Source organism: Scytonema sp. UIC 10036 (assembly GCF_009725235.1).
In genome coordinates this window covers 41,357-57,659 of the sequence record NZ_WJFC01000008.1, presented here as the reverse complement: position 1 = coordinate 57,659, position 16,303 = coordinate 41,357, and the positions used below count along the sequence as shown (strand labels likewise).

Genomic DNA, 16,303 nt, shown 5'->3' with positions numbered 1-16,303 from the left:
TAATTTAAAAAAATATTTTCATAAAATTAACAAAATAAAAAGTATGACAAAGAGAGGATTTGACTTAATTAAAATTAACTGGAGGTTGCACATAGTGAATATTTTTTTGAAATCTTAATAAGAGATGTACTTAATCAAAATTTATTAACAAATAAAGTTCTGTTAGAACTTGCTAGCTCGGGATGGGTATCTAAATTTATCTGGTAGCACTTATCTGTCGAGACTTTATAACTAATTCTTTGTATAAAGAGCGAAGAAATGAAAAACCTAAAAAAGTAGATGAAAGTGCAAGATGAAATTACAATGGAGTACGGGTATTCTCTATGAACCACTGGAAACCGCAAAGATTGCTTGATGAGTGGAAAAAACTGACAAGCGGTTCTATAAATCGCAAAATTTTTGGTGCCGCTGTTATAGTTGGGTTTTTAACGATATTCGTCAAAGTAGCATCTGTAGGTAAAGAATTGGTAGTTGCTTGGAGGTTTGGTACAGGAGATGAGATAGATGCATTTTTAATTGCCTTGGTGATTCCCAGTTTTATCATTAACGTAGTAGCTGCCTCTTTTAATGCTGCCCTGATTCCTACCTATATTAAAGTAAGAGAGCAGGAAGGAAAAACAGCAGGTCAAAAATTGTTTTCTGGAGCAACAGTCTGGAGTTTAGCGTTGCTAGTAATTGCTACCACATTGATGATCGGCACTGCACCACTGTATTTGCCATTAATTGCATTAGGGTTTAGTTCCCAAAAGTTAGATCTAACTTTTCGTCTCCTGTGTGCGATCTCGCCGATTGTCCTACTGAATGGGATTATTACCATATGGGCCGCTATTTTGAATGCAGGAGAACGTTTTGCACTTGCTGCTATATGCCCAATCATCACTCCGGTTATAACTGTTATTTTGCTCGTTGGGTTTAAGTCATGGGGTATCTTTGCTTTAGCTGTAGCACTGGTCTTAGGTGCAGTGGTGGAAATAGTTATTTTAGGAATTGGTCTGCATCGGCAAGGCCTTTCATTGCTACCAAAGTGGTATGGCTTTGATGCTAATATGCGCTTGGTTGCTAACCAGTATGCCCCAATTGTTGCAGGGTCATTATTAATATGTACTGCTGGTTCAATTGACCAAGTCATGGCAGCAATGTTATCTCCTGGAAGCGTAGCAGCACTAAATTACGGTAACAAAGTGATAGCTTCTCCAATTAGCCTAATAACTACGGCATTAAGCACTGCTGTTATTCCTTATTTTTCAAAAATGCTTGCTTGTCAAGATTGGAAGGGAGTAGATCGTACACTTAAGCAATACCTACAACTCATATTTTTGACTACTGTACCACTAACAGTACTTCTGTTCATATTTTCTGAAGTTATAGTTCAGGTGCTTTTTCAAAGAGGTTCTTTTACGGTAGAAAATACACAGTTAGTAGCTCAAATACAAGCCTATTACAGCTTGCAATTACCTTTTTATGTGGCTAATATTTTAGTTGTTAGGTTAATTACATCAATGCAAAAGAACCATATTCTTGTGTGGGTTTCTGCATTAAATACCATCGTCAATGTAACATTAAATTATTTGTTTATAAATTGGATGGGAATAAAAGGAATAGCTTTGTCTACTAGTTGTATTTATTTGTGTTCTTTTTTAACAGTTTTTCTATTTGCAATTCAAAAAATTGAAGAAAATCAGAAATTACAAAAAAAGCTATACGAGTAATTTTGGAATCTTCATATCTTTCAAAAAAACTTTATAAAAGCTGTTTTTTTGTTAGTTGTATTTTTTTGACTTCTTCAAAAACTTATAAAACAGTAAAATCAAACAAAGGATTTGGTAATGATAAACTCAAATAATATACAAAAAAATAAGAAATCCAGTTCAAAAAACAATTTATTTTCAGTGGTTATGATTGTAACTATGGTTTTCTCATGTGTAGCAATAACTTGTCAAGCATCTGCCAAAAAAGCCATAGTGTATCAAGGTAGCAATGAAATTTTTCCTAATCCCGAAAGAGGATTTATGGCTGTATCGAGTCCAGTAGGGAATGTTCCTGCTCCTCCCTTAAACCTTTATAATTTACAAAAGCTAAAAAGTCGAAATATAACGTTAGTCCGTCGTATTTATCTGATTGAAGAATTTAGGCATAAACCGCTCTCGGAGTCTTTTCTGAACATGATATCAGAAGACTTTGAAACCGCTCGAGAAGCTAGGGTTAAGCTGATTCTCCGATTCACTTACAATTGGCGAGGAGGTGGAGACGACGCCCCTAAGAAGAGAATACTATCTCATCTTGAGCAATTGAAGCCAATATTTAAGGCTAATTATGATGTAATTGCTTATATGGAGGCGGGTTTTATTGGTTATTGGGGAGAGTGGTCTAATATATCTAGATACGGCTTGCGCGAAAACCCTGAGGCTAGGCGAGAAATCTTGTTTAAAGCCCTATCCGTTTTGCCGCCTGAACGGATGGTTGCTTTACGGTACACACATTACAAAAGGGATGCATTTAATAATGAGAACCCTCTCACCCCTAATGAAGCCTTCAATGAATCTTATCGTGCAAGAACTGGTGCTCATAACGATTGTTTTTTAGCCGATATTGATGATTGGGGTACGTATAGCAGTACCGATCCGCAGGAAGTAGACAAACAAAAGAGCTTTTTAAATCTTGATAATCGATTTGTGGTTCAAGGGGGCGAAGTTTGCAATCCCAGTCCATATGACGATTGTCCCAATACTTTACAAGAACTAGCACAAATGCGTTGGAGTGTATTAAACGAGGATGTATATGACGGCAGAGAAATATTACAAGATTGGGAAACTCAAGGGTGTATGGCAGAAATTAAACGCCGTTTAGGCTACCGCTTTCGTCTTCTCAAATCAGAAATTCCAGAGATAGTCAAATCAGGGGAAACTTTTTCTATGAAATTTGAAATTACCAACGATGGTTGGGCTAGCCCCTACAATCCACGCGATGTTGAAATTGTATTACGTAACCGTGAAACAGGAAACGAATATTATTTACCTGTAAACGACGATCCACGGATGTGGATGCCTGGTGAGATTAAGATAGTAAAGATTGTAGGCAGTATTCCCCAAACCATACCTATAGGAGAATATCAAGTTTTCTTAAATCTAGCCGATCCTACTCCCAGATTAAATAAACTCCCAGAGTATTCCATCAGGCTTGCTAATAAAAATGTCTGGGAAGAATCCACAGGTTATAATTCTTTATTAACCAGCATTATGATTGAGCAAAACTCAGTAAAAAGAGAGTATTCAGGAGATACTTTTTTTAAACCTCGTAACTAAAGTACCTTAATCTCAGTTCTTGCAAAGTGCTTTAGCTAATGGTAAGCAAAGCAGTGGAAAAGCTTTCCTGCACCTTAGATTGACGTTCCAGTAGTTAAAATGGAGGCAAAAAACTTGCTTTCTCCGTGTTGGAAAGATTAATATTTCGTAGGCATACAAACACTTTCATTCAGCGTGCCTCTATAAAGAAACCTGCTTTTTGATATGACTGTACTGATGCTGTAGTTTCAATGAAACACCCTAACAGGAATTTACATAAACTTCAATAAAAGTATTTGTGCCACGGAATATTATTGAGGGATGAAAAAAGTTAACAAACATTTTTATTGAAAGAATAAAGGATATGACAAAAGCAATGCGATTAACCTTGGTAATTTCATCTCTTGCAGGCGGTGGTGCTGAGCGTGCTGTGGTTTTGCTAGCTGAAGGTTTTTTAAAAAAAGGGCATCAAGTTGCAGTAGTGACGCTATTCGGTGAACAAGCTGATTTTTACACACTACCAAGTAATGTTCAAAGAGTTGCTTTGAACATTGCAAGTAACTCACCAACACTAATTCATGGTTTATGGAATAATGTTTATCGAATTTGGATATTGAGAAGGGCAATTTGCTCATTTCAGCCTAACCTAGTTATTTCTTTTCTAAATCGACCTAATATATTGACATTGCTTGCACTTATAAAGTCAGGATATCCTGTTATAGTTAGCGAGCAAAATAATCCCCACATGAGTTCAAGCGGAAGCTGGTGGGATAAGTTGCGACGTATAACTTATCCGACAGCTGCTAAAATAGTGAGCACAAGCAAAGGAGTTGATAATTATTTTGATTGGTTGCCAAAAACAAAAAGAGCAGTTATCTATAACCCATTAGCCCCTGTTCAAGATGAAGCAAGTACGACCAACTTGCTTAAAGATGCCGATCCAGAAAAGAAATGGGTGATTGCTATGGGTCGATTGACTTATCAAAAAGGTTTTGATATTTTGTTGTATGCCTTCAAAAAAATTGCTCAACAACATTTAGATTGGCAACTTATAATATTAGGAGAAGGAGAAAATCGTTCCGAGCTTGAGAAGCTTAGAGAAACTTTAGGCTTAACTCATCAGGTCTTTCTACCAGGACTGTTAAGTAACCCCTTTCCCGTATTAAAACATTCCAAGCTCTTTGTGTTGTCTTCCCGCTTTGAAGGTTTTGGGAATGTTTTAATCGAAGCAATGGCATGTGGGTTACCAGTCATTTCTACAGATTGCCCTAGCGGACCAAGAGAAATTATCCGTGAAGGTGTAGATGGGATTTTAGTGCCAAATGAAGATGTATCATCATTAGCTATTGCAATAGATCGTTTGATGTCTAATGAACAAGAGCGGCAACGGTTGGCAGCTGAAGCTCCTTCTGGCGCAGAACGTTTCAAGCTAGAAAAGATAATAGGTATGTGGGAAGACTTATTTGGTGATGTTTTAAATAACAAAGCAAATAATAACAGAAGTCTCAAAAAAACAGTTGTATCCAAATCCTATTAATTTACCTGTTAATTCCAAATAGAATTGCGCGATCGCGCAATTCGTGTATCTGTAATTCTACATAGTTAATTTATGCAACGCATTGCTTTCTTTATTCCTACTTTACATGGTGGTGGAGCTGAACGTGTCACACTGAATTTACTTAACGGTATGTTAAGACCCAATGTGTCTTTAGACCTAGTCATAGCTAGTGCAGAAGGACCGTATTTGAATAACATACCCAAGCAAGTGCGTGTCGTGAACTTAGAGGTTGGACGAGTCATAAAGGCTTTACTGCCTTTGTCCCGTTACTTACAACAAAACAGACCATATGGGCTAGTGTCACATATGAGTCATGCAAACGTAGTAGCAGTGTCAGCCAAAAAACTTGCTCGCACAAAAACCAAGTTGGTGTTGGTAGAACATAACACTTTATCAGTGGAAAAATCGAAATTATTCCGGGCTAGATTTGTACCGCCGTTTATGAAATGGCTTTATCCGAATGCAGATGCTATTGTGGGGGTTTCTAAAGGTGTAGCCGAAGATTTACAAGCACAACTTGGTCTTGCAGCAGGAAAGGTTAGTGTCATCTACAATCCAGTTGTCAATAGTGAGTTGCTGAAGAAAGCAAAAACTCCTTTAGATAATCCCTGGTTTCAGGAAGGAGATCCCCCCGTTTTTTTGGCTGTGGGACGGTTAACAGAACAAAAAGATTTCCCAACTTTAATTCAAGCTTTTGCACTCCTTAGAAAACAAAGATTGGCTCGGTTATTAATTTTAGGTGAGGGAGAATGTCGGGCTGAACTAGAAAGGATGATTCATAGGTTGGGAATCGCTGATGATGTTTCCCTACCAGGTTTCGTTGAAAACCCTTATGCCTATATGTTTAATGCTAGTGCATTTATACTTTCTTCTCGTTGGGAAGGATTGCCTACAGTATTAATTGAGGCTATGGCTTGTGGTTGTCCTGTGATTTCTACAGATTGCCCTAGCGGACCAAAAGAAATTTTAGAAGACGGAAAATATGGGTGTTTGGTGTCGGTCGGAGATGCAACAGAAATGTTTAAAGCAATGTTAAAAGTGTTGGATGCTCCTGTGAATCGAGATTTTTTAGTAAAGCAGGCAATGAATTTTTCTGTTGAACAAGCAGTCTCGAAATATTTGGCGCTTTTAGGTTATACCTAAACAATCTTCTCATTTTTGATTTTCATAAAGCAAATAAAGTACACTCTGTTAGAGGAGTTGTAAATGTTAGCTACAGCTTATTTAGGTCTCATAGTTTTTATCATTTTTCTAGAATTTTTCCGAAAAAAGGCAAAAGCCATCGATTTTTTAAGCTTATTCAATATAATTTATATCCTAATGTATCCCTTACCAGCATTCTTACTGGATGCTGATTGGAGGAGTTCAAGCTCTCTATTGAATTTCCGTTCAACCCTTTACATCAGCAACATACAAACTGGATTAGCCATATTTATTGGATATTTTGTTGTAGTTCTTGGTTTTTATTCATCTTCATCTCAAAAAAATGGAGGAAATATTTTAATTAAAAGTAAAGATAATATGGTAGTTTTATTATCCTATTTTTTACTTTTACTTTCAATGATTTCAATTTATTTATATAGTTCGCAATATGGAGGATTTGTATATGCATTGTCTAATGCTAATTTAATACGACAACAAGCAGATATAGTGGATACAGGCGGGGGACTAGTATTTTTTAAACATTTCATGGTATTGTCACAATTAACATCTTATTTATTAGCAAGTTTTTTATTTATTAAAAAAATCAAAAAACGAAGATTACTTTTATTTTTTGTATTTATCTTTTCAATCGTCATTTCCACGATTGCAGTTACTATGATAGGTTCTCGAGGAGGCTGGATAACCTACTATATTGTATTTTATTTAGTTTATGTTCTTCAAACTGGAAAATTCTCTTGGGGCTTTGTCATTCCTTTTGTCTGTTTTATATCTCTCTTTATTGTCTATGGAAAACCGTTATTTTTCAGTTTAACTGCCCTCCCTGATGGTTTGGGTGCCGTGGTGGAAAAATTTCAAGAATTTCTCAGAAATTCTCCAGATGAAGGATTTAGTTTTGAAAAATTTATGAGTAGTTTTGTTTACCCCCTTCATTCCCTAGATGCAGCTTTTTATACAAATTATGAACCACGGTTATTTGTGGATTGGATATATGCTTTTGTGACTCTCTTACCAGAGCGCTTATTAAATGATATTGAAGTTCCACAAACAATTTCTTATTACAACACTTATTACATCATAGGAACAAATGAATATGAAATCCCAACTGGCTTTCTAGCATTTGGTATCTATAGTATGTCTTGGTTTGGACTCATTCTTGTTTGTTTTATATATGGATGGATTGGTCGCTACTTACAAAACATTTTACTGAATAATATTTTTGACATATGTTGGGTGCCTTTTCTTTACATAGTTATAGCAAAAATATGGTTAGATTATTTTACAGCAGGAGATCCCAGAGTATTAATATTCCCTAATTTAGGACTTTTTTTCTCAATGATTCTCTTACTATCTTTAGCTAGTAAAATTACCATACTTCAACCTCAAAATCATAAAAAAACAGGAAAGAAAAGCTGTGTACGCTGATAATAATTCAGGCAAAAAAGTTATATTGCATATCATTACTGGACTTTCAATCGGTGGTGCAGAAATGATGCTGTACAAGTTACTGTCCAAAACCAATAGAATGCGATTTAAGCCAATTGTAGTTTCTTTGATGGATTGTGGTGCTTTAGGCAATCGCATCGCCGCCTTAGGCATACCTGTTCATACGATTGACATGAAAACAGGAATACCTACACCAGCAGCATTATGGCGTTTAGTTCATACAGTTCGTCAAATCAAACCCGATTTGATTCAAGGCTGGATGTACCACGGCATTTTAGCAGCACAAATATCTGTTATTTTTGTCTCATATAAAATACCTGTTGTCTGGAATATTCATCATTCTATTTATTCACTGACCTTCGAGAAAAAATTGTCAGCAGCTATTATTAAATTGTTGGCTTGGCTTTCTAAATTACCTAGCAAGATTGTTTTTGTTTCTCAGACTAGTCAAATACAACATGAAGCATTAGGTTATGACAGTGAGAATAGCTGTTTAATTCCAAATGGCTCTGACACTTCGTTATTTAAGCCATCAATTGAAGCTAGATTAAGTGTTCGAGAGGAGCTGAATTTACCAGAAAATACTTTTTTGATTGGATTAATTTGTCGTTATCATCCAATGAAAGACCATGCTAATTTTCTGCGTGCTGCTGCAATTGTGTTAAAGGACTATCCAAATACACACTTTCTTCTAGTTGGAACAGGAGTTGATCGAGAAAATCAGGAGTTGCATCAGTTAATTGAAGAACTCTCACTTTGTCATCAAACACATCTGTTAGGAGAGCGCAATGATATACCTCGCCTCAGTGCTGCTCTAGATATTGCTTCTTCTGCTTCTGCCTATGGTGAAGCATTTCCTATGATCTTAGGGGAAGCGATGGCTTGTGGTGTGCCTTGCGTGGTAACAGACGTCGGAGATTCAGCTTGGATAGTCAGTAATACTGGACGGGTTGTACCTCCAAAGAATCCAGAAGCCTTAGCTCATGCTTGGAAAGAGTTAATTGAGCTAGATTCGGAGGCTAGGGAAGCCATAAAGAAAGCAGCACGAGACAGAATTATTACATCCTTTTCATTAGAATCTGTTGTCACTGAATATGAGAATTTGTATGAAAATATTTTGACTAAACAAAACTTGAGAGGACTTCCCATACCTCAATACAGTTCAGTTAAGGATATTTAGAAAAAAAACCTTATTTCTGAAAAATGCTGAGTGATTGTCGTATTGTTCTATACCAAAATCAACGAAAAATCTCATCACAATGAAAATTCTTCAGCTTTGTGCTATCGGCGGAACTGCCAAAATACTTTTGCTACCTCAAATCAATTACTTTTTGTCTCGAAATTTATCAGTAGAAATTGCTTGCTCTCCAGACTCAGATGTTGAAGAATTACAAAAGCAAGGATATATAGTCCGCCCAATTCAGATTGACCGTCGGATTTCTCCTATCTCAAACTTGAAAAGTATTTATCAACTGATGAAGTTAATGCGACAGCATCAGTATGATTTAGTCCATGTACATACACCGATAGCTGCGGTGTTGGGGCGTATTGCTGCAAAACTAGCTGGTATCAAACGCATAGTTTACACTAGCCACGGTTTTCCCTTCCACGATCTATCCCCCCCCAGTCAATATCTTTTTTACTTCACAGCTGAAAAAATCTGTGCTAACTTTACTGACCTCATTCTCAGTCAAAATTATGAAGATACCGCCACCGCTCAGAAATTGGGTCTTTGTCAACCGGAGAAAATCTGTTACCTTGGCAATGGTGTAGATATTCATCGCTTCAATCGCGCTCGCCTCGATTCAACTCACCAAAAGGAATTACGTAAATCCTTAGGTATCCCAGACACTGCTGACTTAGTAATTGGTACAATTGGGCGTTTAACTCGGAAGAAAGGGAGTGGATATCTGATTGAAGCCACGGCGAAGCTACTCCCTCAGTTTCCTAATTTGCACGTTGTAATAATTGGCGGTCAACTGAACACTGACCCTGAACCTTTCCAAAAGGAACTCATTGAAAAAATTCAGATCCAAGGGTTAGAGGATCGTGTTACCCTCACAGGCGATCGCCAAGATATTCCGGAGATTTTAGGTCTTTTAGATATCTTTACGCTGCCTACGTATTTTAATGAAGGATTACCGCGCTCTATCTTGGAAGCAATGTCAATGAGTTTACCAATTGTCGCCACAGATGTTCGAGGTTGTCGAGAAGCAGTGGTGCATGGAAGAACAGGCTTAATTGTGCCACCTAAAAATAGTGAAAAGTTAGCTGAGGCTTTGGGAACATTACTAGCTAAACCTGAATTACGACAAGCTTATGGCAAAGCAAGCCGGGAGCGCGTGGAAGCTGAATATGATGAAGAAATGGTATTTCAACGGCTGATGAAATTTTATCAAGAGTTAGGAATTTTGTTTCCAGAACTTTCTAAAAAATGTTGACAAAAATGAATGGGTTTAATTTTGGTGATATGGAGTGCTGATAGATTTATGGCTGAAAATTTGTATGCTGAGGCTCTTGGGAAGGAAAAAGTTAATGTACCGGGCAAAACTCTAACCCTACATCATATAGGTATAGTTGTCCAAAGCATTAGTACTGGTTTTAACTTATATTCAGGAATGGGTTTTGAGGCTGCAACCCCCATCTACCATGACCCCATTCAAAAAGTTCGGGTTCAGTTTATCAATTCCGGGTCAAATGTCTTAATTGAACTTGTGGAACCTGCGGAACCAGACAGTCCAGTTTCCAATTTTCTTAAGAAGCGCGGTCCGGGGTTTCATCACCTTTGCTACCTGGTTGATGACATTAACGCTAGCTGTGACTATGTGCGAGAACAAGGAGGAATTATTACTTGTACTCCCGTTCCAGCTGTTGCTTTCCAAGGTAAGCATATCGCCTTTGTTTACTGGCATGGCACTATCATCGAATTTTTGGAACAAGGAGGAAATAATTAGTGAGCGTTACAATACGTTCCTTGCGTCTAGCTATTCTTTGTTCATTTAACTTAGAATTAATAGCACGTAAATTGGAAGCTACACTCAATCAGCGTGGCTTTGATATCAAACTTTACTTTAGTGGTTACGGTCAGTGGGAAGCTAACGCACTCAATCCATCCTCTGAACTCTACCAATTTGCCCCCGATATCGTTGTACTGTTCGCCGAGTTTTCCGATCTGATACCCTCTGATTCTGTTCTTCTTTCAGAAGAAGCTGAAAAAGTCGGCGAGAAGGCATGGCAAAGATCTGAAACGGTTGTGAGCCACTTACTTCACAATTTGCCCCCACAAAGTATTGTCCTATGTCATAATACAATTGTTAGCTCTGTAACTCCTTTGGGTTTACTGGAGGGTAATGCAGGATATTGTCTCAACATTGCAGCAGAAACATTCAATCGCAAGCTGCGCGATCGCTGCAAGACAGAATCACGGTTGCTTCTATTCGACTACGCGACATTAGTTGCAAAGCACGGTTGGCAGACTTGGTGCGATCGCCGCCTTTGGCATCTTGGCCGCATCCGACTCGCAAGGACAGGGTTAAATCTTCTTGCCAATGAATATACTCGTTATATTGCTGCACTTTTTACACCAAGTCGTAAATGTTTGGTCTTAGACCTAGACAATACATTGTGGGGAGGTGTGATTGGTGAAGATGGGCTGTTAGGAATTCAACTCGGACATGAAGGGATAGGGCTAGCCTATCGTGAGTTTCAGATGGCAGCCCTAGCACTTTCACAACGCGGGGTCATTTTGGCAGTTTGCAGTAAGAACAATCCCGATGACGCTATGGCAGTGTTGCGGGAACATCCAGACACAATATTGCATCCAGAGCATTTTGCCTGTATGGAGATTAACTGGGAACCAAAACCGGAAAATCTGCGCCGCATTGCTAAAAAACTAAACATCGGTCTGGACAGCTTAGTTTTTTGGGATGACAGTCCTGTAGAACGTGAAATAGTTAGCCATCAATTGCCAGAAGTACTGGTTGTAGATGTACCAGATGATCCTTCGGACTATGTTGCACAGCTTTTGGAACTGGAATGCTTCGATACCCTATCAGTTACAGATGAGGATCGTCGGCGCGGTGAAATGTACCGCCAACAAGTACAAAGAGAAATTTATTTGGAACAAAATCAATCTGCTTCCCTAGAGGAATTTTATTCTTCCCTAGAAATAGTCGTTACTATTCGCGAAGCTAGTGACTTTGCTCTTCCCCGAATTGCTCAATTAAGCCAACGTACAAACCAATTTAATTTCACAACTCGCCGTTATAGCGAAAATGAAGTGCAAGCCCTAGCCACCAATCCCAACTACCGACTTTATAGCTTGCAACTTCAAGACAAATTTGGGGATTTAGGAATTGTGGGAGCAGCCATTATTCGTGAGGAATTAGGGTGCTGGGAACTGGAAAATTTTCTCATGAGTTGTCGTGCTTTAGGTAGAAGCGTTGAAGATGCTTTTTTTGCCTATTTAGTAGATAAAGCAGAACAGGACGGGGCAAGGTTAACTGGATGCTTTCGACCTACTCAGAAAAATGCTCCTACGCGTGGGTTTTTGTCGAAATATGGTCTGGAACCCCCGGAAGATTGGCAGGGTGAATCTTGGGAATTTAAAATGCCGATTTCATTGCTACAACAACCATCTTGGATCAAAATTCTTGAGGCAAAAGCTGATGTACGAATCTAAATTAAGACAAGCGATTGCAGAAGCACTAGAAGTAGCTCCTGAAGTGCTCGCCCCTGACGCTAGTAGTGACACTATCGAAGCGTGGGATTCTCTCAAACACCTTGATGTCATTCTCAATATTGAACGTAGTTACAACGTCAAATTCAAAACCTCTGAAATAGCTGAATTAGTATCGGTGGCGCGGATAGAGGATGCATTACGCCAGCACAATGCATTGTGAGGCTTAGATCGTGGAAAAGCCAACAGTTCGTTCTTTTCGTCCTGGTGACGAATTAGGAATTTTAGCACTTTATCGTGCTGTCTTCAATGTAGATGTCTCTTACCAAGACTGGCAATGGGTTTACCAACAGATGCCTGAAGAACCAGCAATTATTGTGGTTGCTGAGAACAATGAGGGCATTATTGGGCACTATGCCGTACAACCGCGACCCTTTTGGTTACATGGGAAACCCTGCTTGGCTGGTTTGGCAGTTGGCACAATGGTACACCCATCGGCGAGGAATTTAACAACGCTAATAGAAATGGCTCACCTGGCTTACGATATCTGCCGCCAGCGAGGTTTGTTGTTTCTCTACGCCTTTCCTAACGATGCAGCTTGGAAGGTTCGACAGGTCGTTTTAGGATGGCAAGCTTTACCGCAACTTACAGAATGGGAAGGTCCATTGCTTTTGCCGGATAGCCAAATGGACACTAAAATCCAGATTTGGACAGATTTTCCTCTGGAGTTTGTACCTAGTTTGTCACTGCCAAACGATGAAGAAAACCAAAAAGGAATTAGTGGTAGAAGAACACCACCTTGGCTACACTGGCGCTTCTTTCAGAATCCTGATGCCGAATACAAGTTGCTGGTAGTTGGTTCCTTGGATAAGATGCAAGGTTATGCTTTTCTCAAAGAATATGTGCGTTCGGGCGTCCGCTATGGTCATATTGTAGATTGGCAAGTACCTATTGCTCAAGCATCAACAGCAAAACATTTATTGGTATCTGCTTTCAAGGAGTTTGCTCAATCGCAAGTTGAACGAGTCTCTTGCTGGGCGCTTCCTTTGTCATCGCTGTTTAACCTGCTTCCAGATGCTGGATTATCGCCCACAGGTCGAAAAACAAACTTTGGCTATTTCAATCTCTCTTCACAAAATGACGCAATTCTAGCCTCTAACAACAGTTGGAATATTCAAATGGGAGATTCAGATGTATACTAATCTTTGGACAATACAAAAGTGGAAAGAAGTTGAGCAAGCTTATTTAAGCGAGCGTAAAGGGATTAGAGTTCATTTAGCCTTTAAACGTTCATTTGATATACTGTTTTCAGGCATATTGTGCCTTATCTTACTACCTGTTTTTGCGCTTATTGCCTTGGCAGTTCGGCTGACTTCTCCAGGACCTGTTTTATTTTATCAAGAACGTCTGGGAAGGCTAGGTAAGCCTTTTAAAATCTATAAATTCCGTTCAATGATTGATGGCGCTGCTCGTCAAGGCGCAGGTTTAGCTACATTCAAGGGTGACCCGCGTGTCACTCCCATTGGTCAGTTCTTGCGCGAATATCATCTTGATGAATTACCGCAAATTTTCAATGTTTTGCTTGGCGACATGAGCTTAGTTGGTCCCAGACCGGTTCTTATGTCAGCGCTGCCTACTTATACGGAATGGGAAAGACAACGCCTATTAATGCCTCCAGGAATCACAGGATGGCAACAAGTTAATGGTGGTGCTCTTAATGATGTAGACGAAAGGATAAAGTTAGACCTTTGGTATGTAAAAAACTGGACTTGGTGGTTGGATTTGGTGATTCTTCTCAGAACTATCCCAGTCGTGCTGCTCAAAGAAGGTGTTTATGGAGAAAATGGCTGGCAAACAGGTCGAGGAGATCAATTTGAACTGAATGCAGAATCTAGTACTAGCGAATATTTGTTGCCAGCAAACAACGAAAACCCTATCTTTATGACTCGAGAAGAACTTGAACGCCTAGAAGCTTGTCTCAAAGAGGCAGCAGGAATTCTATATCGCCACACCCCTGCTGGCACACTCACAAGCTTGGAAGATATGGAAAAAACTCTCAAAAAGCAAATTTTAGAACAGGTGAACCCAAACCTTACCCTTCTTTTGTCGAAACAATAAGCTCAAAAAAGTAGAATGGAATTTTTGGCAGGGTGGACTTTATACCAAGAGCGTCAGTTATCAGCAGTTAGCAAAAGGCGGATAACCGAGCGCTCACACAACATGGCTATATTTGAATGCTACTTAGGATGACGCCCATTTTTGGCGAAGTGTGACTGTCTCATACAGTGTTAAAATTCTGTAGTTACATAAAACCCTGATAGAAAAGGAGGTAAATTTTGAATAAAAAAATTCTCGTGATTGCTCCTCATCTTGATGATGAAGTCCTAGGAGTTGGAGGAACAATTGCTCGATTTGCTGCCGAAGATGCTGAAGTTTGCGTGGTCATTGTGACCCAAGAAACTGACAAAGATGCACAAGATGTGATGGAACAGGAAAAGCAGGAAGCATTGGCAGCGCATAAGATATTGGGTGTAAAGGAGACTATCTTCCTATCTTTCCCGGCTGCTGAGCTAGATACCATACCTCATCGTGAGTTAAATAGTAAACTCATTGAAGTATGCAAACACGTACAACCAGATACTCTTTTTATTCCATTCAATGGCGATATTCATATGGATCATCAAAGAGTGTTTTTATCCGCGCTGGTTGCTGCTAGACCCATAAACAGTTTTGCTCCAAAAGCTATTTATACTTACGAAACCCTTTCAGAAACCAACTGGAATGCTCCTTATTTGACTCCCAACTTTGTCCCCAACGTATTCATTAATATTTCTGCTTACCTTGAAACAAAAAGCCAAGCTATGCGAATGTATGCTTCTCAGATGAAGCCCTATCCTCATGAACGTTCAGAAGAGACTATCAAAGCCTTAGCAACTTTACGTGGTAGTACAGTGGGATGCTTTGCAGCAGAAGCTTTTGTTCTCTTGCGAAATATTATGTGAGCAGATAATAAAGACGCCATAAGGAGTGGAAAATAGTCATGAACATTTCTGCTTAAATTTTTGCAATATTTAGCACGACCTGTGTTATAAATTTATTTATCACTTGAATTACTAATATTAAGTGATAAATAATTTATTATGTAAAAATGAAAATTAAAGATTGAGTAAAGCATTAACTTGTAAAACAAAGAAGACTTAAAATAAAGAACTTAATTAACAAAATCCTGCAATTCCAAAATTAGAATCTATGAGGAGAAAAATGTGCAGAAGATTGCGCCAAGTTTGTCAGAAGAACAGCTAGCCCTTTTACCTACAGACGAAGAAGTGGCTTTTTACGAGGAACACGGTTGGTATATTTCAAAAAAAGTCATTCCAGACGAGATTATTGATGAAGCCATTTTGGGTAGCGAAAAATTCTATCGTGGGGAGAGAGATGCAACACTTCCCTACAGTAGCGGTTATAGCAACTGGAAGCCTGGAGAGCCTGATGCTATTCGTAATAATGAATTTCTTTCTTTGCAAAAGAAAGAACTTCGGCAACTGGCATTACAGCCTATTATTGGGGCGATAGCTGCTAGACTCACGAAAAGCAAACGAATTCGTCTTTTTGAAGATCAACTTGTCTACAAGGCTCCTCAAGCCAAGGATGGCAAGGGCGTAGTTGGCTGGCATACGGATCGCGCTTACTGTTCTAACTGTACCTCAGATAACCTGCTTGCCGCCTGGATACCTTTCCATGATTGTGACGAATCGATAGGACCACTTGTTGTAATTGACGGGAGCCATAAGTGGTCAGGCACAGACCACCTGCGTTGCTTCAACCATCCGAATCTTAAGGAAACAGAAAAAAAATTCACCCAAGAAGGACGAATGATTGTTGAAGTACCGATGACCTTAAAGAAGGGACAAATCAGTTTTCATCACTGTGGGATAATCCACGGCAGCTATCCAAATTACAGCAATTCGATTCGCTTAGCAATGGCTGTACATTTACAAGACGATGCCAACCGCTATCAAGCTTACTGGAATGAGAAAGGAGAACAAATACATCACTTTCTTGACCGAATATGTCGGAAACTACCCAACGGCAATCCGGATTACACAGACCCATCAGTATTTCCTGTATTGTGGTCGGCAGAAGATAGGTAGTAAATATTCAGATTCTGAAATAGAAAAA

The 16,303-nt window shown here is 39.0% G+C and carries 14 protein-coding genes; all 14 read left to right on the top strand.

Annotation, left to right across the window (positions count from 1 at the left end; all coding sequences use genetic code 11):
* The first annotated feature begins 347 nt into the window (after positions 1-347).
* Entirely contained in the window at positions 348-1,709 is a 1,362-nt protein-coding gene (locus F7734_RS05930) for a lipid II flippase MurJ (protein ID WP_243146717.1), read from the top strand.
* A gap of 186 nt (positions 1,710-1,895) precedes the next feature.
* Positions 1,896-3,302, top strand: a complete 1,407-nt coding sequence (locus F7734_RS05925; protein ID WP_243146716.1) for a DUF4832 domain-containing protein — start codon at positions 1,896-1,898, stop codon at positions 3,300-3,302.
* Between the two features lie 343 nt (positions 3,303-3,645).
* On the top strand, positions 3,646-4,818 hold the full coding sequence (locus F7734_RS05920) for a glycosyltransferase family 4 protein (RefSeq protein WP_155743808.1): 1,173 nt from the start codon (positions 3,646-3,648) through the stop codon (positions 4,816-4,818).
* A 72-nt stretch (positions 4,819-4,890) separates the two neighbouring features.
* Complete coding sequence (locus F7734_RS05915) at positions 4,891-5,982, top strand: glycosyltransferase (RefSeq protein ID WP_155743807.1); 1,092 nt, start codon at positions 4,891-4,893, stop codon at positions 5,980-5,982.
* Positions 5,983-6,045: 63 nt separating this feature from the next.
* Positions 6,046-7,425 carry an O-antigen polymerase gene (locus F7734_RS05910; RefSeq protein WP_155743806.1) on the top strand — a complete coding sequence of 460 codons (1,380 nt, stop codon included), beginning with the start codon at positions 6,046-6,048 and terminating at the stop codon, positions 7,423-7,425.
* Positions 7,415-8,626, top strand: coding sequence for a glycosyltransferase (locus F7734_RS05905; RefSeq protein ID WP_347566136.1), 1,212 nt, complete (start codon positions 7,415-7,417; stop codon positions 8,624-8,626). The genes F7734_RS05910 and F7734_RS05905 overlap by 11 nt, the downstream gene beginning before the upstream one ends.
* A gap of 79 nt (positions 8,627-8,705) precedes the next feature.
* Positions 8,706-9,887, top strand: a complete 1,182-nt coding sequence (locus F7734_RS05900; protein ID WP_155743805.1) for a glycosyltransferase family 4 protein — start codon at positions 8,706-8,708, stop codon at positions 9,885-9,887.
* A 48-nt stretch (positions 9,888-9,935) separates the two neighbouring features.
* Positions 9,936-10,400, top strand: coding sequence for a VOC family protein (locus F7734_RS05895; RefSeq protein WP_166481754.1), 465 nt, complete (start codon positions 9,936-9,938; stop codon positions 10,398-10,400).
* A complete protein-coding gene (locus tag F7734_RS65960) occupies positions 10,400-12,127 on the top strand; it encodes an HAD-IIIC family phosphatase (protein WP_155743803.1) in 1,728 nt (575 codons plus the stop codon). Before F7734_RS05895 ends, F7734_RS65960 begins: the two co-directional genes overlap by 1 nt.
* Positions 12,114-12,347, top strand: a complete 234-nt coding sequence (locus F7734_RS60545; protein WP_166481753.1) for an acyl carrier protein — start codon at positions 12,114-12,116, stop codon at positions 12,345-12,347. The genes F7734_RS65960 and F7734_RS60545 overlap by 14 nt, the downstream gene beginning before the upstream one ends.
* A 10-nt stretch (positions 12,348-12,357) precedes the next feature.
* Positions 12,358-13,326: a GNAT family N-acetyltransferase gene (locus F7734_RS05880; protein WP_155743801.1), complete on the top strand. Its 969-nt coding sequence runs from the start codon at positions 12,358-12,360 to the stop codon at positions 13,324-13,326.
* On the top strand, positions 13,316-14,242 hold the full coding sequence (locus F7734_RS05875) for a sugar transferase (RefSeq protein ID WP_155743800.1): 927 nt from the start codon (positions 13,316-13,318) through the stop codon (positions 14,240-14,242). The genes F7734_RS05880 and F7734_RS05875 overlap by 11 nt, the downstream gene beginning before the upstream one ends.
* A gap of 218 nt (positions 14,243-14,460) precedes the next feature.
* Entirely contained in the window at positions 14,461-15,126 is a 666-nt protein-coding gene (locus F7734_RS05870) for a PIG-L deacetylase family protein (RefSeq protein WP_155743799.1), read from the top strand.
* Positions 15,127-15,387: 261 nt separating this feature from the next.
* Positions 15,388-16,275: a phytanoyl-CoA dioxygenase family protein gene (locus F7734_RS05865; RefSeq protein WP_166481752.1), complete on the top strand. Its 888-nt coding sequence runs from the start codon at positions 15,388-15,390 to the stop codon at positions 16,273-16,275.
* Positions 16,276-16,303 lie beyond the last annotated feature (28 nt).

Bases quoted from the DNA above. Each gene is read 5' to 3' on its own strand.
- F7734_RS05925 (WP_243146716.1), top strand. From the start codon at position 1,896: ATGATTGTAACTATGGTTTTCTCATGTGTAGCAATAACTTGTCAAGCA.
- F7734_RS05920 (WP_155743808.1), top strand. From the start codon at position 3,646: ATGACAAAAGCAATGCGATTAACCTTGGTAATTTCATCTCTTGCAGGC.
- F7734_RS05895 (WP_166481754.1), top strand. From the start codon at position 9,936: ATGGCTGAAAATTTGTATGCTGAGGCTCTTGGGAAGGAAAAAGTTAAT.
- F7734_RS05910 (WP_155743806.1), top strand. From the start codon at position 6,046: ATGTTAGCTACAGCTTATTTAGGTCTCATAGTTTTTATCATTTTTCTA.
- F7734_RS05900 (WP_155743805.1), top strand. From the start codon at position 8,706: ATGAAAATTCTTCAGCTTTGTGCTATCGGCGGAACTGCCAAAATACTT.
- F7734_RS05875 (WP_155743800.1), top strand. From the start codon at position 13,316: ATGTATACTAATCTTTGGACAATACAAAAGTGGAAAGAAGTTGAGCAA.
- F7734_RS05915 (WP_155743807.1), top strand. From the start codon at position 4,891: ATGCAACGCATTGCTTTCTTTATTCCTACTTTACATGGTGGTGGAGCT.
- F7734_RS60545 (WP_166481753.1), top strand. From the start codon at position 12,114: ATGTACGAATCTAAATTAAGACAAGCGATTGCAGAAGCACTAGAAGTA.